Here is an 18,333-nt window from a genome sequence, read left to right as displayed (position 1 = left end):
GCCTGACAAGGGCCCGCGGCGCCGAGTACAATTCGCGCCCTACCCCCTCTGTTACCTCCTTTGCCGGATCGACCGGCCAGGATATCGCCATGATTCGCATCAACGAACTGTCCCTGCCCCTCGAGCATTCCGCCGACGAACTGCGCCAGGCCATCGTCAAGCGCCTGAACATCAGCGACGCCGACCTGCTGGGTTTCACCGTATTCAAGCGCAGCTACGATGCCCGCAAGAAGAACAGCGTGATCCTGTTCATCTACATCATCGACCTCGAAGTGCGTAACGAGGCGGCGATCCTCAAGCGCTTCGCCGACGACAACAACGTGCGCCCGGCACCGGATACGAACTACTACCCGGTGGGCCAGGCACCGACCTACCTGGGCGAGCGCCCGATCATCATCGGCTTCGGCCCCTGCGGCCTGTTCGCCGCGCTGCTGCTCGCACAGATGGGCTTCAAGCCCATCGTGCTGGAGCGCGGCAAGGATGTGCGCAGCCGCACCAAGGACACCTGGGCGCTGTGGCGCAAGAAGATCCTCACCCCCGAATCCAACGTGCAGTTCGGCGAAGGCGGTGCCGGCCTGTTCTCCGATGGCAAGCTCTACAGCCAGATCAAGGACCCGAAGTTCTACGCCCGCAAGGTGATGCACGAATTCGTCCGCGCCGGCGCGCCGGAAGAGATCATGTACGTGAGCAAGCCGCACATCGGCACCTTCCGCCTCACCGGCGTGGTCGCCACCATGCGCGAAGAGATCATCGCCCTAGGCGGCGAGGTGCGCTTCGAGAGCAAGGTCACCGACCTGGTGATCGATGACGGCCAGCTCGAAGGCGTGGTACTGGCCAATGGCGAAACCCTGCGCAGCCGCCATGTCGTCCTGGCCCTGGGCCACAGCTCCCGCGACACCTTCCGCATGCTGCACCGCCAGAACGTATTCCTCGAAGCCAAGCCCTTCGCCATCGGTTTCCGCATCGAGCACCCGCAAGGCCTGATCGACGAAGCCCGCCTGGGCAAGTACGCCGGCCACCCGGAGCTCGGCGCCGCCGACTACAAGGTGGTGCACCACGCCAAGAACGGCCGCGCCGTGTACAGCTTCTGCATGTGCCCCGGCGGCACCGTGGTAGCAGCCACCTCCGAGCCGGGCCGCGTGGTCACCAACGGCATGAGCCAGTACTCGCGCAACGAGCGCAACGCCAACTCCGGCATCGTCGTCGGCATCACCCCGGAGCAGGACTTCCCCGGCGGCCCGCTGGCCGGCGTCGAGTTCCAGGAGCGCCTGGAATCCCGAGCCTACGAGCTGGGCGGCAGCGACTACTGCGCCCCCGGGCAACTGGTGGGCGACTTCATCCGTGGCGTGCCTTCCAGCGAGTTCGGCGACGTGGAGCCTTCCTACAAACCCGGCGTGCGCCTGGGCGACCTCGCCCCCTCGCTGCCGGACTACGCCATCGAAGCCATCCGCGAAGCGCTGCCGGCCTTCGGCAAGCAGATCCGCGGCTTCGACCGCAATGACGCCGTGCTCACCGGCATCGAAACCCGCACCTCCTCCCCCGTGCGCATCACCCGCGACCACGAGACGCTGCAAAGCCTCAACCTGCGCGGCCTGTACCCGGCGGGTGAAGGCGCCGGCTACGCGGGCGGCATCCTCTCGGCGGGCGTGGACGGCATCAAGGTCGCCGAGGCCCTGGCCAAGGCGATGCTGGCCGAACTGGGCAACGCCAACGAGCAGAGCAACTGAGCGCCGCATTGATGAAATTCGATGACATCAAGAAGCTCCACCAGAAGAAGTACCGGGCCGAGTTCGGCCACTTCCTGGTGGAGGGCGAGCACCTGCTGCTGGAACTGCAGAAGGCCGCCGAGCACAACCCGCTGCTGCTGCGCAGCCAGCTGTACGTGACCGGCGCCTACGAGCACTGGCACAGCCCGTTCGAAACCCAGGTCATCAGCGACCGGCAGATGGCGCAGATCGCCGACACCAAGACGCCCCAGGGCATCATCGCCCTGGTGCCGATGCTGCCGGCCGCCGCGCCGGCTGCTGCCGCCAACGAACGCGCCATCTACCTGCACGAGATCCAGGACCCGGGCAATCTCGGCACCATCCTGCGCACCCTGGCCTGGTTCGGCGGCTTCCGCTGCCTGCTCAGCCCCGGCAGCGTTGACCCGTACAACCCCAAGGTCGTGCGCGCCAGCATGGGCGCCATCTTCCACGCACCGATGGAACTGGACGTGGAACTGGAATCCCTTGGCAACCGCTTCCAACGCATCGCCTGCCTGGACATGCACGGCGAGCCCGTGCAATCCGCCGCCTTCAAGACCTTCGACTGCTACCTCTTCGGCAACGAAGCCCGCGGCGTCCCCCGCGACCCACTCACCGCACTCAACGCCCAGCCCTTCACCATCCCCGGCAGCGGCGCCATCGAATCGCTCAACCTGGCGACCACGGTGAATATGTGTGTGTATGAGTTGAATCGGTAGCTGGGCTTGGTGGGAGCCTGGCTGGTTGGGGCCAGGTGATACAGGGCAGCGTGGGTCAATCCGGAATCCTGGTGCCTTGATGGAACTCCATCCGCCAAGCCCCCTGCTGCTGCCGCCACACCGAACTGCGCAATGAGCGCACCGTGCCATCGGCACTGGGCGTGGCGCATACATAGGTGGCCAGCACCACATCGTCGGCCAGCAGGCGCACCCGGAAGTCCTCCAGCGTCCGCTGTACGAACGCCTGCTCGAGCAGGCCCTGGATGACCTCGCTTCGGTTCCAGACAACGCCCCGTGCACCGAACTCGATGAAGCCTTCCGCCAACAGTTGCTCCAGGGCTTCGGCGTCTTGCCGTGTATGGGACTGGAGCAGGCGCTCCTCCAGGGCGCGGATGAGATATTCAAGCTGCGCGTCCATCAATGATGGTCATCCCTTTAGCCGCATTGAACCTAGGTTGTAAAGCGCAAATGTGCAGCCATTCGGGCAGTACTGGCCTGGGTGTATCCAGCCACTCGCCTCAAACTCCCTGGCCCCCTTTAGCTTGCAGCGCCGACCGAACTCGATGATCTCCTCGCGGGTGGTCTTGCCGGACAACGCGAAGAACTGAGGTTCGCCGCATCCCTGGCAATGGGTATCGGAACGGTGGAATTCGACTTCCAGTTTTTCCAGCGCCTGTCCCAGCCCTATGAACCCTCGCTGGCTGATCCGCAAATAGACGCCCCGACCAAACGCAGCCTCGACTTCAGAAGAATTTTCAGCCCACCACAGGTCTAGATCGGACGCAGGCCTGCGGCTCTCGGCGATGGCCAACATGGCTTGAAGCAGCTCCGCTCGCATATGAAATCCCTATCAATGAACTGCCTAAAGAACGAGCCCACCCAGATTTGGTCAATGGCTGAATCGCTACGAATGGCTCGCTGCACGCTGCGCTATTCAAACGCAAGGCCAAGGCTCGCCGGGATGCTCGCGCTCCCAGTGATAGAGGAAGAAGTCCGCGCTATCCCACGGAGAGTCGTGATAGACCCAATTAACGTCACTGACGTAGTTCATCAGCCTCGGCACCGAATACCTGCCGCCCTGAGCCTGGAACCAGTCATTGATAGCGTCTTTGACTTCAACCCATCTCAGGTCCCGCATGCAATACAGAAGGACCCAACTGCAGTGCGTCGTGCTCGTCCCAATTTCGATGAACAACTGCTTGAACAGGACGGTGTGTTCCACATGGCCCTTCACCAGTTGCAAAAGCTTGAGGAGATCAGGCTCGAGTTCAGGTATATCGGCATCATTTTCATATAGAGCGGTGACGCTGTCTGCATAGCGCCAAAACAGAGCCTGGGCTTCTTTGGCCGTCATGAGGGGGAGATCCTTAGCAATTGGAGCGCCGTAATGAGTCTTGGAGCTATCTTGGCAATAGCAATACCTCGGCAACTAGTACCATTAAACGCAACGCCAGAGCTGCAAAGGATAGCCAAGACACCCTTGGCAAGTAGGTTTGCCGCATCAGAACACGAGACCTTGACCGACCATAGGTTCCTCCTCATCTACAGAAAAGATTAGGCAATTATAAAAGCAGAGATGAAAATAGCAATTTTATCCACAAGGAAACCACAACCATCCCACTCAGAATAACTTAGGAGCAAAACACCAAACACCCCACCTCGAAACCGCCCACACTTCAGTCAACATACTTACAACTTAAAATTTTCCAGAAAACATAAACGATCCGCATTAAAATGCATACACCATGCACCAACTCAATCAAAAACTTAATTACTGAATATAAGTCGAAATTATCGTTCTATTTAGCGAGAGTTCTAGTGCAGAGCGTGCTCACCAAAGTTTTACCGTAGGCCTTCCGAGTTATGCACGGGATTTTGCCTTACCACTTTAGTGACACAGCTCACGAAACAAAAAAAAACAATTCATTCTCCTGGAGTTTTTTATTAGCGTGACCCACGCACAAGGAGTGCATCACCCGCGCATAGCACCAAGGACTGGACCATGCTTTCTTCTTACACCGACAAGAAGACCGACCTCCTCTATCTGAACAATCCTCTACCGCCCCGAATCAGAGATTCGGACAGATGGCAGCGCTAGAGGCTGCCCCTACTTCCCTCATCTCGCTTAAGTTCTTGAATGGAGATTCAAGCATATGGAAATACTCAGAAGACTACTGATCACCTTACTTCCTTTTAGTGCTCACGCTATCGCAAACACCGAGCAACCATACGAACCATATAAATGGTACTTAGGATATGGTGGCATCTATTACGATACACTCATCGATGCTTGCAACGCACACACCAACACACTGAATGACAACACAGCGAATATAACGTACAGTTTCTCACGAACAGATGGCTATTACGAAGTAAGAGACGGAGTACTGTCAACCCAATGCTTCCATTCTTACTTGTCAGGCAACCCACCACAAAAATTTGAACTCCCATACTGGGTAATGCGAGTGGGGGAAAACTGCTCCTTAGAGTCTGAATACGACCGAGTCACAGGAAAATGTATTGGCGACGAAGAAGAGGGTCAAACCAAAGGAGACGATACAGATACTTGCACTGCAGGAAACCCTATAAATTTTACAACAGGAAATAAAATTCAGCGCATCACAGAGCTACAACCTAGATCCGTTAGCGATATGGAATTATTTTTGGTGTACAACAGCTCCGACAGAGTATGGAGACACAATTACTCAGATCGCCTAGTTGTTAGCCTAGATCAAATAATTCTAATTCAAGCCAATGGCCGAGAAACCCGTTTCAAAATACCGACCAATCTAAATCAATCCTCATCAAACCCACGCGGTTCAATCACAAAATCCGACACAGGATGGTCATATCGCTCACTGCATAACTCAGTATATGAATTCGATAAAAACGGGCAATTAATAGGCATTAATTACAACGACGGACGAAAGGTAACAGTCAACACTTTCGGTCGAGATATTTCGATACAAAATCAGTACGGAAGCACGCTAAATATTTCACAAGACTTAAATCTTAAAATGACTAGCGCCGGTTATTTAGACATGTCTTTCAAATATAAATACGACAACCAAGGACGCCTGATAAAATCCATTTCGTACAAAGGTGACGGCACAACTTCTGAAAAAAAATACCATTATGAAGCTGCTAATGGACAGTTATTGACCGGCATCACTGATGAAAAGGGTGTTCGATACGCCACCTGGACCTATGACGACCAGAACCGCGCCATTTCCAGCGAGCATGCGGGCGGCGCTGAACGCACTCTGGTGAGCTACAACACCGATGGCTCCTCCACTGTTACCAACGCTCTCGGCAAGCGCACCACCTACCGCTTCCAGACCATCCAGGGCATACGGCGCATCACCGCCATTGAAGGCGAGCCCTCGGCCAACTGCCCCAACAGCAATTCCACCTTCACCTACGACGATCGTGGCTTGGTGAAGACCCGTACCGATAACAAGGGCAACGTCACCGCCTTCGACTACAACGACCGTGGCCTCGAGGTGTCCCGCACCGAAGCCTACGGCACGCCCCAGGCTCGCACCGTCACCACCACCTGGCACCCGACCCTGTTCCTACCGGCCACGGTGACCGAACCCGATCGCATCACCACCTACAGCTACGACGATCAAGGACGACCACTCAGCCAGAGCGTAAGCCAGCGCTGATTCGCACAAGGACTTGCCCATGAAACCCCTGCACCACCGCTTGAGCGTCCTTACGCTCGCCCTGGCCGGCACCCTCGCAGCCGCCAGTCTCCAGGCCGCCCCGCGCAATTGGAGCTACACCTACACCGCCAGCGGCCAGATCGACACCGCCGATGGTCCGCGCACCGATGTCCCAGACATAACCCACTACGAGTACGACGGGGGAGATCACCCGATAACCGTTATAAACGCGCTCGGCCATGTAACACAGCTTTCAAACTTCGATATCTATGGAAATCCTGGAGAAGTAATCGACCCCAACGGCACCATCACCACACTCACCTACACCCAGCAGGGCTGGCTCACCTCGATCAGCGTCGGCGGCGGCACCACAGCCTTCGAGCACGATGCCATCGGCCAGATCACCAAAGTCACCCGTGGCGACGGCAGCTGGCTCGCCTACACTTGGGACGATGCCCGGCGCCTGACCAAAATCACCAACAACCTCGGCGAGCAGATCGAGTTCGACCTCGACGCCATGGGCAACCGCACCGCCCAGCGCATCAAGGATGCCTCCAACAACCTCACCCAGCAGCAACAGTGGGTGTACGACGAGCTCGGCCGCCTGCTGCGCTCGGTCGGCGCCGGTGGCCAGCCCCATAGCCAGCAGTACGACCTCAACGACAACCCCACCACCGACACCAACCCGCGCCAGTTCAGCCACACCCAGGCCTATGACGCCCTCGATCGCCTGGTCTCCAGCACCGACCCGCTGAGCAAGGTCACCCGCCTCGGTTACGACGCCCAGGACAACCTCACACAGGTCGTCGACCCACGCGGCGTCACCACCCGCTACGAATACGATGGCCTCGGCAACCTCACCAAACTCATCAGCCCCGACACCGGCACCACCACATACGAGCACGATGCCGCCGGCAACGTCATCCGCAAAACCGACGCCCGCGGCATCGTCACCACCTACAGCTACGACGCCCTCGACCGCCTCACCGGCCGCCAGTACCCCGCCACTCCTGCGCTCAACGTCCAGTACCACTACGACATGACCGCCAACGGCAACAAGGGCATCGGCCGCCTCACGGCGGTGCAGGACGCCAGCGGCGTGCTCGGCTACAAGTACGACGAGCGCGGCAACCTCATCGAGCAGCTGCGCTCCGTTGCGGTGCTGGGGGCGGATCAGTACGACACCCTCGGCTACGCCTACGACGCCGCCAACAACCTCATCCGCATCGACTACCCGGCCGGCTTCAGCATCCATTACAGCCGCAACGCCGCCGGCCAGGTCAGCCAGGTCGGCTTTGCGGTGGGCAGCGCTACGCCCACCAGCCTCGCCAGCAACATCGGCTACGCCCCCTTCGGACCGCTCAAGAGCCTCACCTGGAACAATGGCATCGTCCTCAGCCGCACCTACGACCAGGACTACCAGCTCACCGCCCAGCAGGTCGGCAACTGGCAGAGCAGCTACAGCCACGATGCCAACGGCAACATCACCGCCCATGCCCACAGCCTGTTCGGCAGCCTCGACTACCAGTACGACGCCCTCGATCGCCTGACCGAGGAAAAGGCCGCCGCCAGCCGCAAGGCCTACGCCTACGACGCCACCGGCAACCGCAGTTCGCGCACCACCTACGCCACCACCAACGGCACCGAAGCGCAGACTGCCAAGCAGACCCTGCACTACGCCACCGACAGCAACCGCCTCAGCCAACGCAGCACCAGCTACGCCGTCGAAGCCGATGCCGCCGGCAACTACACCCGCTACAGCCAGAGCCGCCGCTACACCTACGACGACCAGAGCCGCCTCAATGCCGTCACCGACGAGGCCGGTACGCCCATCGCCCGATACGCCTACAACGCCCTCGGCCAGCGCGTGCTCAAGGACGTGCAGCAAGGCACCGCCCACACGCCCTACACCTACCTCTACGGCCCGGATGGCCAGGTGCTCGGCCAGGTGCGCTACACCAGCAACGGCAAGAAGAGCAAAGCCAGCTACTACGTCTGGCTCGACAGCCTGCCCATCGCCCAGATCGACCTGACCTACGACGCCGCCGGCACCACTATCGCCAGCACCACCCTCACCTACCTGCACAGCGACCACCTCAACACCCCCCGTCTGGCCACCAACCAAGGCGGCAACCTGGTGTGGAGCTGGCAAAGCGATGCATTCGGTGTGGGGCAGCCCAACACCTATGGCGGCAATATCGATGTGATCCTGCGCTTCCCCGGCCAAGTCGCCGATGCGCACAGTGCGCTCTACTACAACTACTTCAGGGATTACGACCCGGAGACTGGGCGCTACGTTGAGAGTGATCCGATTGGGCTTGAAGGTGGAATAAACACCTACGGATATGTAGAGGGCAATCCGCTTTCCTATATCGATCCCACAGGAGAAAGTGCCATTGTTGCCGAAGGTGCGATGGCAGGAGCCGCTGCTGCTGGTGCAATGGGGCTTCTCTGCACGCTAAGTCCAACCCACCCCTCATGCGAAGCTATGAGAGATATCGTAGAAAGGTGTGTTGGCTACTTTAAGGAAAAAGGGAATAAAGAACATACGAAGGGCGCTAGGAATAGCACCAAGGGCAAGCATGAAAAAGGGCGGGCTCGTAATCAAAAAGATAGAGGCGGAGAAAAAGGTGATGCAAATCGCCCATATCAGCGCTAAGGAGCATTTGAAATGACTATTAGGACGTCGTTGGAAAAAGCAATGCAGGATAAGCGCATTGTTTCAATTTACACATCAGATGACTGGAGCAGCTATTCCGTTGGATATGTGGTCAGCATTGACGGCACTCACATATGCCTAGAGTCAATAACTGGCTCGGGAGAGTCCATTGGTTTCGAGATCCGATCTCTAGAGGAAATAACAAAAGTTGAGACCTCAGGGAAATACGAGCAGAAAATCGAGACACTGGCGAACCACCAGGGAGAAGTTATCCACCCTGTTGCACTCCCTGCGCTAGGCGAGGGGATTATTCACGAAACTCTAGCGTTAGCTCTGCAGCGTAAATGCGTTATCACTATATGGGTTCAGGGCTCTGAGGACTCCATTAGCGGGTATGTTTCTTCAATCGAGAATGACACCATTACTATCCAGGCCGTAGATGAGTTCGGCGACAACGATGGTGCTTCGGTAGTCCCCCAAGGAGAGATATCGAGCATAGATTTCTGCACCAAGGAAGAACAGCTGCGTGAGTTCCTTAATAAAAAATCAAGCCATATTCAATAGCCCCGAATATGACATTCAAAAAACACTGGCCTAGTGCCGGTGTTTTTTCTTATGGCCTATGTCCGAACGTGTTGAGACAGCCATTGCCGGCTGGTGGTACGTCTATCGCCAGTCATATCAATTTCCCCAGCAGCCTGTTCAGACCTTTTCGGTTCAGGATGTCAGGTTGTTCCAGCGCGGCGTTCAAGTTGATGCAGCGCCTACAAGTGTGGGAGCCGGAAGATTTAATACGGTCCGCTGGCTAAGGTTGATACCTTGGGCCGAAAAAATCTGAACACCCTGCTGTAAATACGGAAGAGTTGTTGAGCGCAATCTCCTTTCAATTTAAATATTGATGTGATGAGAGGCACCGTCGGCCGATGAGTCTAATTCGGCTCCAATGACGCCAGCTACATTCCCTTCCATGGACTTAACCTACAAAGCTGCGTTCGGTTCGTGGAGCGCACCACTCAGGCATTACGCTCCCGAAGTAGCCAGCGTGAGCTCTGAGGCAGCGTTTCAGGATGCTGCACCATCAACAGATGCTCCGGAGCCTTCTCGCGAACTGGATCAACTGCGGCTCTAAAGGACTGGATAACGTATTGGACTAGCGGTACTCGTACGCTAAACACAACCGCAGCCGTCCCCCCCATGTATTCCTCCCTCACCATTCGAGCCTGCTCAGCTGATAGACCTTCATGGGGGATTAAACGTACCGACACTTTCTGCTGCCACTCCAAGTCTTCATCTTCCCCTGGGAGGCTAATACCGATTTCTGGGATAACAGCGGAGATCCGCCCAAGATTCATATCCCGGAAAGCTGCAGCTTTTGCGCAATACGCTCGAAGGTGCCAGCGTGGTCCGGCCTGAATAAATGAGTGGGGGCGAATTACGCGCTCATGTGGTTCTGGGGTGCTCATTGAGCGGTAAACGATCCGAACACAAAGGCCAAGCCGCATGGCTCGATGTATTTGAGAAAAAAGTGTGTGTCGAATCGCGGTGGCATCGAGCTGTGTGCTTTCGATGGGCACACCTGTCGAGGCCAAGTTTAGGCTTCCAAGCGCACCCACTAAACGTTGGTACTCGGAGAAAACCCCAAGCGTTAGCGTGGGCTCCAGATTCCGCGAGCTTACGTAGCTCTTAGTCGACATCTCTGGCTCACAGACCATCGGATATTGCTCACGGAATCCCGCAATGTCCCGGCTGGCCAAGGTCTCGTGGATATCAAATAGATCAAGTAAACGAGACCTTGAGACTCGTCCCTCCCAGAGAAGCAGTATCTCGATCGCTTCATATCTTTCTTTCGGAGCAGAATTGCGTCGAGGCATAGCTGTAACCAAGGAAGAAAATGCCTGAATGATGATAGCATAGATGCATCAATAGATCTATGCTACGGTCTTGTTGTCAAATTCACGCCGAGTGTTGGGAATGGAAGCTATAACACCACCTCTGTTCGAGCGATTGCCAAAGGACTTGTTCCGACCTCTGGCGGCTGAAAACAATCACCGCTACTGGGACGTTCTGTGCAGACTCATCGCAGAAATGTGGGGTGAAGGGGCCCGATCTCCTGGGGAGGAAGCCCCCAAAGCGACCGTCATTCGGACTATCGAAACATTCCTAGTCGCTGATGATCCATGGGGTGAGCTGGAAAGCCCAATCAACATTCGTGCTCATGGCATTTATCAGGTGCTCCTCACGGCAGGCTGGTTAAGCCAGCGCCGGTGCGGCGTAGTTGAGCAAGTGACCTTAAAACCTGTCATCGCACGCTTCTTCACTGTTCTCGCTGAGTTTTCACATAGCAAACCCGAGTTTCTAGCCGGCAAGGTTCGCTCGATCTTCGTCTCACTGCGCGCTGTCGATACCGAAAACGCCATAGAGCTCTATCACGAGGCGGCCACGCAAGCGAAACGGTGTATGGCTCACATCGCCAATACCAGTTGCCGCATCCAGGACCTTATGGATGTGCTGGTCACCAAAACCACCGCAAGTGAATTTGTCCGGGGGTATTTTGAGGAGTACATCGAGAAGCTCTTCATCGCTGACTACAGCGACTTCCGAACAAACAACCACCCTCTACAGTTTCGCTCACAAATCATCGGCTTGGTCCTGCAGTTTCAGCACGATGCAGGCAAGCGCGCGGCGCTCATCAATTGGTATCTAGATGGTGGCAACGACCTCATACGAGCAGAAGCACTTTATGAGCGAGACACCGCCTTACTTCTTCGACTGCGAGATGTGGAAAAGCATCTTCAGCGCCTGGACGAAGAGATTCGTGATGCCCACCAACGGGCTATGGCCTATTTCGAGTACAAACTCAGATCGCCCGGCAATTTCGACAAGCTGATAAGCCGGGCTCTTAGCGCTGTAGGAGCAATGGAAGAGAACCATCTTGCACTTCCAGAGGTTTCAGGCTTTTTCCATGCTTCTGAATTTGGCCTGGCCAGGCCGCGAGCTGCACAGCGACCACATGAGCCAACGCCTGTCGAACCCTATGTGCCGACGATCGAAGAGCTTGCGATGGAAGCCCTTCGCCAGCGAATGAATGCCGAGCGAAACGTCACGCCAACCAAGCTAGCCAACTATGTCGCTGCCCACCTAGGGCAGGAAACAGAAGTCATTTCCGATGACCTCAAAATCGAGTCGATCAGCGATCTGTGCTGCTACCAGCGTCTGCTCCTAATCGCGTCGCGTGATAGCTGCCCGCCAGCAAAAAGAAAAAACGACCCTCATCTTCAGATGGTTCCGGGGATGCATGTCGTGTTTGTGCCTGATGCAGAAACCAAAAACGACTACCTGGAGCATCAACAATTCGTGATCTATGCGAGGAAGCCATGACAGTGAATTGGGAAAAGCTGGCAGAGCAGACAGAGGGAATGTATGTCAGCGCTGACTTCGAGAAAGCGGGATACCGGCTCATGGTGCAGCAGGTCTTGTACGCGAGCGACCGCTTTAGCCGCGGCTCATACCATCTGGTCGTCAGATACTTCCCGGCTTACCGGGAGGCATTTTCAAATTTTGGTATGGAGATCCAGCACAACCCTCATCACTCCTACGTGGTTGCTATCCCTAACCACAACGTCGCGGAAAAAATGCTCATGGAAGAGACGCGACTTGCGCTCGTACTTCGTCGCCTCTACGACGATCGCATGCAGCTTGCTGAGATCAGTGATGGGGAGGCGGTCATTTCTTTAGAAGAGCTGGAACGGGCCTATAAAGAATGGCTCAGTCGCGACCTCCCGGAACGAAGTGCGTTGCGAGAGCTCGTCAATGCGCTCAAGCGATACGGCTTGCTCAAGGTGCCAGAGGCTGAGGATGGGCAACCTTTCAAGATCGTGATTCGCCCAGGAATTGTGGAGCTGCTTGGAGAGACAGCGCTGCATCAACTAGCGGCCCATGCCCCGGAGTTGGAAGAGGTGATTGATCATGAAACCGCTTGAAACTATCAACCTAGTCCAGTTCTTTCTTTACGAAGCGAACGATATCGAAACAGGCCCAAATACGGCATTTCTCGGCCCTAACGGGACTGGGAAATCTGCACTACTTGATGCAATCCAGGTCGTCATGCTGGCTGCCGATGGCAACAGAACCCACTTCAACGCCTCTAGCGAGGGGAAGCACAATTCCCGAACCCTGCGTGATTACTGTCTGGGTTCCTACATCCCTGGAGGAAACACTTACGCCAGGACATCCGCGAATACATACGTAGGGCTTGTTTTCCGCGATAGCGAGACCGGGGTTCCTTTCACTGCTGGTGTGTCCATAAGGGCCTACTTGGATGAGCCCAAAGCTGAAGTGAATGGATATTTCATTCTTCCCGGCGTAGCTATGACCGCTAAGCAGTACCTTCAGACTGAAGGTGCTCACGAAACGGTGCTCCCATGGCGCGCCTTCCAGCACACCGCGGCTGAGCTGTGCCGGCGTGAATCTACGAACCCTGTTTTTTCAGCCCAGAACCCAAGTGATTTCCTACGGCGTCTTCTGATCGACCACCTGGCCGGTCCCGGAGACAAACCAAATCCCCAGTCCCTTCGCGCAGCCTTCTCTCGCTCACTCAAACTGAACGAGCGAATCGTTAACCTGGATGCGACTCTGCGTCAGCATCTGATAGAGCCGATGCCTACAGGGGTGAAGCAATTCAGAGCAAGGTTGGACGATGTTCGGGATCTACGCGATCTCATCGCACGCCTGAAAGTTCGCATTGATCGAGCAACTGAAGTCGCTGAAGAGTACGCAATAGTTAAACGCGAACGGATATCTGAAGCGAACCTCATGGTTCTCAAGCACACGTATGCGACCGAGCGTCTAGGTGAGACTGTTGACGCCGGCGAAGCCGAAGCTGAAAAACTGGATGAGCAGTTGGCCACTGCAGGGATAGAACTGTCCAGAGCCGCGGCGAACATGACGTTGGCAACTGATGCCAGAGATCGCGCGATCGCGAATCTTCACAGCGACCCCGCTTACCAGGAGCAAGCAGACCGCGCTGAAACACTGAGACGGATAAGTGATGAGCTGCGAGTGAAGCAGAAGCAGCTCGAGTCTGATCTCAAATCGATAATGACCGCGCTCTGCTCTGCCAGCGGTTTACCAGGCATGAATGCCCATCAAGAGCATCTCGAAAGTGCGGCAAACCATGCTCTCTCGTTAGAACAAATGCGCCTCGCCCAAGAGATTCCTCCTGCAGTAGCCATCCAGGCTGCAGCGCAAGCGATGGGGCGGGCCTATGGAGTCATGCGGCGCGAGACCGCTCAGGCAGAAAGCGAAGAAGCTCTGGCGAAAGAGAGGCTGCGTAGTGCGCGTCTTGCTCAAGAACGAGCGGGAAAAGGCTTGTCCTCATTGAATGAATCGACCACCCGCTTAATGGGCGTGCTTTCCGATGCCGGCATCAGTGCAGTGCCCATTTGCGACCTGGTTACGATCTCTGACGCCAGTTGGCAACCTGCTATTGAAGGTTGGCTAGGCCGGCATGCCGAAGCGCTACTCGTCCCAGAGAACCAAGAGCTCGATGCAATTAGGGTCTATCGAGGCAAAGCCGGCAGCAACATTTATGGGGCGAAGCTGGCACTTCCCAGCCGGATCCGTGAATGGAAAGCCAAAGGCGATGATCAATACGCAGCGCAACTGATTCAGGGCCAAAACCTTGATGCTGTCCGGTATCTGCAGGGCGAGCTTGGCCGTACTGTGCTAGCAGAAACTGACGACCAGCTTCGCACTGGAGTCAAAGCGATTTCCAAGGAAGGCATGGTCAGCTCGGGAGGAGGAATAGAGCGCCGACGTCTTCCAGGGACCAGCGAACTACGCCTTGGGCGGAAAGACAGTGGTGCGACACGCCAGCGAGCTGAGATTGAACTCCAATCGGCCATAGCTCAGTTCGGAGCTGCATCTGAGATCGCCAAAAACCTTGTTTCAGGTCTGCAAAAGCTGGCGCCATTTTCAGACCCGGAAGCCCTTCGAACGGACATCGAGGGCCAGTTTGTCTCGGTAACTCAAACCGCTCGCTCAGTGGCAGACCTCCACGCAGCTCTGGAAAGGACGCTAACCGGCGCCCTGGATGAGCTTAACGCGCTGAAAAAACAAGCAGATGAGAATGCTGTTGCAGCCCATAAGCAAGAATTGCACTGGACCACTGAGACTACTCGCCTAAGCGAGAAGAAGCAGAACCTTGGCAAGCAACTCATCGCGCTAAAAGACCAGCTTGAAATCGAGTTGGTACAAGAGCGCGAGAGCCGCCTTGATCCTTTCTACAGTGCGAGTGAAGTAGAGCGCCATCGCACCCGGCTGGATGAAAAACACGGAGACAAGTGGAACGACAAGCTCACGCATCTCGATAACTCGATCCAGCGATCACGCGCTACGGCGTCCAATTCAGATCGCGAGGCCTGGAAGCTATTCGCCAATTTCATCAGCGACTACAACCTCAAGAACAACGACGTCCAAAGTCAGGATTGGCTGCGCGCGTATGAATTTATTCTGGCCGAGCGTAAGCGCATTCAAGACTTTGAGTTGGTTGAACAAGAGCACCGAGCCGAAGAGGCCTACCTCGCGGCCGTGAAGGTGTTTCGATCAGACGTAGCTCAATCGTTGCTAACCGGATTCGATCAAATTGAAGAGCAAATCACCGGATTGACCGCGGTGCTCGGCTCCGCGCCGCCTTTCACGAACGATGAACGATACGAGTTCAAGTACAAGGTCGTCGATGAGCACCGAAATCTTCATGACTTCCTTCGCCGCGTTCGTACGCACGGCGCAGATGACGATCTCTTTGGCGGTCCAGGCGAGATCCCGGAAGAGTTCCGCTTGCTGGTAGAGGGTGACAGCTCTGCATTGCTAGAAGAGACAAGCCCACTTAACGATCACCGTCGTTTCTTCACCTACGACGTCGAGATTTTCCAAGGCGACAAGTCTGTTGGCATGCTTAGCAATCGCTTTGGCTCAGCATCCGGCGGCGAGCATCGCACCCCTGTTTATCTCATTTTTGGCGCAGCTCTTGCCGCTGCTTATGGTCGATCCAAGGGAAGTAGCGGTGGCGGCGGAATCATGCTGCTGGATGAAGCATTCGAAAAGATGGACCCCCAGAACATCAAAGCTACGGTTCAGTTTCTCAATAGCCTTGGCCTGCAGCTCATCATGGCTGGCCCAGAGTCAGACCAGGGCAAGCTTTCGTCCTTCTTAAGCATTTACTACGACATGGCGCGGTACGGTACTCGCACCATCCAGATGAAGAAGAACGTTGTGCTTAATCGAGCGCAGGAGCTACTTCAAAGCGACAATTACCTGCTCAACCCAGATATTTTGACTCAAGAGGTGGCGCGCTTAACCAAGGAGCAGAGAAATGCTGGGTAATTCAGCCCTTGCTCGACTGCTGGCTCGAGCAGAGCGGGCTCGCTTGAGCGGCAGTACCCGTACAATCCGAGAATCGTTCAAGTCGCACGAGTCCGCTTATTGGAAGCAAAGTCTGGATGAACGCGATCAGATGCACGCTCAAATGCAGGCAGCCAGGGCAACTGGAGCCATTGATCTCGAATGGGCTAAACAAGGAGGAAATGATCGCCCTTTGGAGGCAATAGTTCTCCGAGATCTCGATAAGCTTGCGCAGTATCTGGGAGTCCCAACTGCCGGCACTTCTGTAGCCAAGGCAACTGACTTGCTAGCACCGTGGAAGCATTTGCCACGGGTGATGGAGTTGCTCAGCAACTGGGGGAGCCTGAAACAGGTGAGATCACTTGGTCCCGATTCGGCAGCTGACTTCGTAGATGCACTTCAAGTGCTCGATGCGGTTTCCAGTGCTAAGGAAGACCAGGTCCTGCGCCAACTCAGCGTCCAGTTGTTCAGAAACTCAAAACGTCTCGAAGCCCTTTGCAAACACATCGATATTTTGACCGCCGAAGCATCCAATTCCTCGGCACGGCACTGGAGTGAGGTCTTCGGCTCTATAGGGATATCTAAAGAGCCTCAGCCGTTCCTGCTTTCCGGTACCGGAAAGCTGCGGCTGATTGATGGGACTGAATGTCCCATTGTCCGCCCGTTCCTAGGGGTGGCGAACTCGGCGATTGCTGGCTATCAAGGCGAGTCAGAATGGCTTTTAACGATTGAAAATCTGACAACATTCCATCAAGCAGCACGAGCACTCGGAACCGATTTAAAAGGAGTGGTTATTTACACTGGGGGATGCCCTCACCAAGCTGGGGAAAGGCCTACGTACGGATTCTTTCGCAGTTTCCCAGCTCTAGTTGTGTGTACCACTGGGGAGATCATGATGAAGGCGGTTTCAGGATTGCCGCGCGAATAGCGCAGTTCGCCGCACAACTAGGCCTCTCAATCAAGCCGTGGTCAATGGAATCGAATGCCTGGGAGGACAGTGGCCAGATGGCTAGCAAAGAGCAGCTTGGCTCTATGGTGAGAAGCGCAATAAAGGCTGGATGGCAGGATTTGGCCGCTGAGCTAAGACCGATACTTTTGGAACAGGAAGGGCAGCCACTCTCACTTCCCTCTGAGCAGGTCAGGATGTACTAAGTCCTTTCTAGATAAATCCCAAGCCACTTAAACCCCAAAGCATCACAAAGAAGGACTCCGTTTGATGACTATTGCCCGCTAAGCGTGCTTGGCTCATCACTCATGTCGCCAGTGGCCACTTCCATCTTTTCGTTCTGCAAAGGGCGGCCATACTGAAGCAGTGCGGGGAAGGCAAAGCAGGGTGATTACATATTCGTACTGCTCTGACTGAATTTTCATTTCGCGCACGCAAGCACTTCGATCTGCATGGGGGAACCAGAGCGATGCCGGGAGCTCAATCCCTTTGCGCTCCTGCATAACCGTCGAGCATGCAGCTAGCGAGCCCGTAGGAATTTTCACGACCTCCTTGCGCGTGCGAAAGAACGCCCCATTTCGACGTGCTGCCGCACTAGAAAACGCCCACTTCATGAAACCATCGCGGGACAGAATGAGCACTGCACTTTCCTCGGTACACTTGATCCATTTTAACGCAGCGGCGGTTAGTGATACGCCATAACGCACAGCGCAGTGGCGCAACAGTTCAATGTCGACATCCGTTGTGAGCTGGTTACGAAAGTCGTTGAGTGGCATCAACAGAAAGGAGGCAAACAGATCAGCTTCGGCCTCAATATTTTTCTCCTCCCAGGACAGCATGTCATCACTGCTACACCTGAACTCGTCACGCTTAAGACGATGGAGAATGTAATGCCCTAGCTCGTGAGCCTGGGTAAAACGAGTCCGACCTGGAGATGCCAATCCGTTGTTGTAAAGCAGCATCCAGCGATTGCGTGCCTCATTGGCAAATAGCGCTCCGTCGAAGCCTTTAATGTCAACGGATTCCACCTTAGCAATCGGATCCGACCATTTGAAAACCTCCGCCGTGCCTAGCGCAAGCTCGCTGACATCAACGGGGAAGCGCGCAACTCCATGCACCTCGCTGACTCGATCACAAATCTTGGTCAAGCGGATAGCGGCTTTCTGCGGCGTCCATACCTCGAGCTCAGGCATTA

At 55.8% G+C, this 18,333-nt stretch carries 14 protein-coding genes and 1 pseudogene; 10 read left to right on the top strand and 5 right to left on the bottom strand.

Features of this window, described 5'->3' with window-relative positions:
* Positions 1-89 precede the first annotated feature (89 nt).
* On the top strand, positions 90-1,727 hold the full coding sequence (locus PSm6_RS22635) for an NAD(P)/FAD-dependent oxidoreductase (RefSeq protein ID WP_265168318.1): 1,638 nt from the start codon (positions 90-92) through the stop codon (positions 1,725-1,727).
* Positions 1,728-1,738: 11 nt separating this feature from the next.
* The gene (locus PSm6_RS22630; protein WP_265168316.1) at positions 1,739-2,464 is read left to right on the top strand and encodes a TrmH family RNA methyltransferase; all 726 of its coding nucleotides are present in this window, start codon (positions 1,739-1,741) and stop codon (positions 2,462-2,464) included.
* 55 nt (positions 2,465-2,519) lie between these two features.
* Here PSm6_RS22630 and PSm6_RS22625 read toward each other — a convergent pair whose 3' ends face one another.
* From PSm6_RS22625 to PSm6_RS22615, 3 genes are all read right to left on the bottom strand, one after another.
* Positions 2,520-2,882, bottom strand: coding sequence for a nuclear transport factor 2 family protein (locus tag PSm6_RS22625; RefSeq protein WP_265168314.1), 363 nt, complete (start codon positions 2,880-2,882; stop codon positions 2,520-2,522).
* A gap of 9 nt (positions 2,883-2,891) precedes the next feature.
* Complete coding sequence (locus PSm6_RS22620) at positions 2,892-3,278, bottom strand: hypothetical protein (protein ID WP_265168313.1); 387 nt, start codon at positions 3,276-3,278, stop codon at positions 2,892-2,894.
* A gap of 120 nt (positions 3,279-3,398) precedes the next feature.
* Positions 3,399-3,818 carry a hypothetical protein gene (locus PSm6_RS22615; RefSeq protein ID WP_265168312.1) on the bottom strand — a complete coding sequence of 140 codons (420 nt, stop codon included), beginning with the start codon at positions 3,816-3,818 and terminating at the stop codon, positions 3,399-3,401.
* Between the two features lie 799 nt (positions 3,819-4,617).
* On the opposite strand from PSm6_RS22615, the pseudogene PSm6_RS30595 reads away from it, so the two are divergent.
* The 4 genes and pseudogenes from PSm6_RS30595 to PSm6_RS22600 all read left to right on the top strand — a co-directional run.
* A pseudogene (locus PSm6_RS30595) lies at positions 4,618-5,226 on the top strand (DUF6531 domain-containing protein); the annotation flags it as partial.
* A 396-nt stretch (positions 5,227-5,622) separates the two neighbouring features.
* Positions 5,623-6,132, top strand: coding sequence for an RHS repeat protein (locus PSm6_RS22610; RefSeq protein WP_265168311.1), 510 nt, complete (start codon positions 5,623-5,625; stop codon positions 6,130-6,132).
* A gap of 19 nt (positions 6,133-6,151) precedes the next feature.
* The gene (locus tag PSm6_RS22605; RefSeq protein WP_265168310.1) at positions 6,152-8,791 is read left to right on the top strand and encodes an RHS repeat-associated core domain-containing protein; all 2,640 of its coding nucleotides are present in this window, start codon (positions 6,152-6,154) and stop codon (positions 8,789-8,791) included.
* A 12-nt stretch (positions 8,792-8,803) separates the two neighbouring features.
* Entirely contained in the window at positions 8,804-9,355 is a 552-nt protein-coding gene (locus PSm6_RS22600) for a hypothetical protein (RefSeq protein WP_265168309.1), read from the top strand.
* A 449-nt stretch (positions 9,356-9,804) separates the two neighbouring features.
* On the opposite strand, the gene PSm6_RS30590 is transcribed toward PSm6_RS22600, so the two are convergent.
* A complete protein-coding gene (locus tag PSm6_RS30590) occupies positions 9,805-10,662 on the bottom strand; it encodes a WYL domain-containing protein (RefSeq protein WP_503827116.1) in 858 nt (285 codons plus the stop codon).
* 100 nt (positions 10,663-10,762) lie between these two features.
* Here PSm6_RS30590 and PSm6_RS22595 point away from each other — a divergent pair, with 100 nt between their 5' ends.
* Genes PSm6_RS22595 through PSm6_RS22580 form a run of 4 tightly spaced genes read left to right on the top strand, consistent with a single transcriptional unit; the run spans position 10,763 to position 17,120 of the window.
* The gene (locus PSm6_RS22595; RefSeq protein ID WP_265168308.1) at positions 10,763-12,169 is read left to right on the top strand and encodes a Wadjet anti-phage system protein JetA family protein; all 1,407 of its coding nucleotides are present in this window, start codon (positions 10,763-10,765) and stop codon (positions 12,167-12,169) included.
* Complete coding sequence (locus tag PSm6_RS22590) at positions 12,166-12,771, top strand: DUF4194 domain-containing protein (protein ID WP_265168307.1); 606 nt, start codon at positions 12,166-12,168, stop codon at positions 12,769-12,771. Before PSm6_RS22595 ends, PSm6_RS22590 begins: the two co-directional genes overlap by 4 nt.
* A complete protein-coding gene (locus PSm6_RS22585; RefSeq protein ID WP_265168306.1) occupies positions 12,758-16,174 on the top strand; it encodes an SbcC/MukB-like Walker B domain-containing protein in 3,417 nt (1,138 codons plus the stop codon). The genes PSm6_RS22590 and PSm6_RS22585 overlap by 14 nt, the downstream gene beginning before the upstream one ends.
* Positions 16,164-17,120 (top strand): DUF3322 domain-containing protein, encoded by a 957-nt coding sequence (locus PSm6_RS22580; RefSeq protein WP_265168305.1) that lies wholly within the window; start codon positions 16,164-16,166, stop codon positions 17,118-17,120. Before PSm6_RS22585 ends, PSm6_RS22580 begins: the two co-directional genes overlap by 11 nt.
* A gap of 320 nt (positions 17,121-17,440) precedes the next feature.
* On the opposite strand, the gene PSm6_RS22575 is transcribed toward PSm6_RS22580, so the two are convergent.
* Entirely contained in the window at positions 17,441-18,331 is an 891-nt protein-coding gene (locus tag PSm6_RS22575) for an ImmA/IrrE family metallo-endopeptidase (protein WP_265168304.1), read from the bottom strand.
* Between the last annotated feature and the right edge of the window lie 2 nt (positions 18,332-18,333).

It is taken from the genome of Pseudomonas solani, assembly GCF_026072635.1.
GTDB lineage: Bacteria > Pseudomonadota > Gammaproteobacteria > Pseudomonadales > Pseudomonadaceae > Metapseudomonas > Metapseudomonas solani.
This window is presented reverse-complemented; position numbering and strand designations above follow the sequence as displayed.

Coding starts and splice junctions, on each gene's coding strand:
- PSm6_RS22635 (WP_265168318.1), top strand. CDS start 90: ATGATTCGCATCAACGAACTGTCCCTGCCCCTCGAGCATTCCGCCGAC.
- PSm6_RS22630 (WP_265168316.1), top strand. CDS start 1,739: ATGAAATTCGATGACATCAAGAAGCTCCACCAGAAGAAGTACCGGGCC.
- PSm6_RS22625 (WP_265168314.1), bottom strand. CDS start 2,882: ATGGACGCGCAGCTTGAATATCTCATCCGCGCCCTGGAGGAGCGCCTG.
- PSm6_RS22620 (WP_265168313.1), bottom strand. CDS start 3,278: ATGTTGGCCATCGCCGAGAGCCGCAGGCCTGCGTCCGATCTAGACCTG.
- PSm6_RS22615 (WP_265168312.1), bottom strand. CDS start 3,818: ATGACGGCCAAAGAAGCCCAGGCTCTGTTTTGGCGCTATGCAGACAGC.
- PSm6_RS22605 (WP_265168310.1), top strand. CDS start 6,152: ATGAAACCCCTGCACCACCGCTTGAGCGTCCTTACGCTCGCCCTGGCC.
- PSm6_RS22600 (WP_265168309.1), top strand. CDS start 8,804: ATGACTATTAGGACGTCGTTGGAAAAAGCAATGCAGGATAAGCGCATT.
- PSm6_RS30590 (WP_503827116.1), bottom strand. CDS start 10,662: ATGCCTCGACGCAATTCTGCTCCGAAAGAAAGATATGAAGCGATCGAG.
- PSm6_RS22595 (WP_265168308.1), top strand. CDS start 10,763: ATGGAAGCTATAACACCACCTCTGTTCGAGCGATTGCCAAAGGACTTG.
- PSm6_RS22590 (WP_265168307.1), top strand. CDS start 12,166: ATGACAGTGAATTGGGAAAAGCTGGCAGAGCAGACAGAGGGAATGTAT.
- PSm6_RS22585 (WP_265168306.1), top strand. CDS start 12,758: ATGAAACCGCTTGAAACTATCAACCTAGTCCAGTTCTTTCTTTACGAA.
- PSm6_RS22580 (WP_265168305.1), top strand. CDS start 16,164: ATGCTGGGTAATTCAGCCCTTGCTCGACTGCTGGCTCGAGCAGAGCGG.
- PSm6_RS22575 (WP_265168304.1), bottom strand. CDS start 18,331: ATGCCTGAGCTCGAGGTATGGACGCCGCAGAAAGCCGCTATCCGCTTG.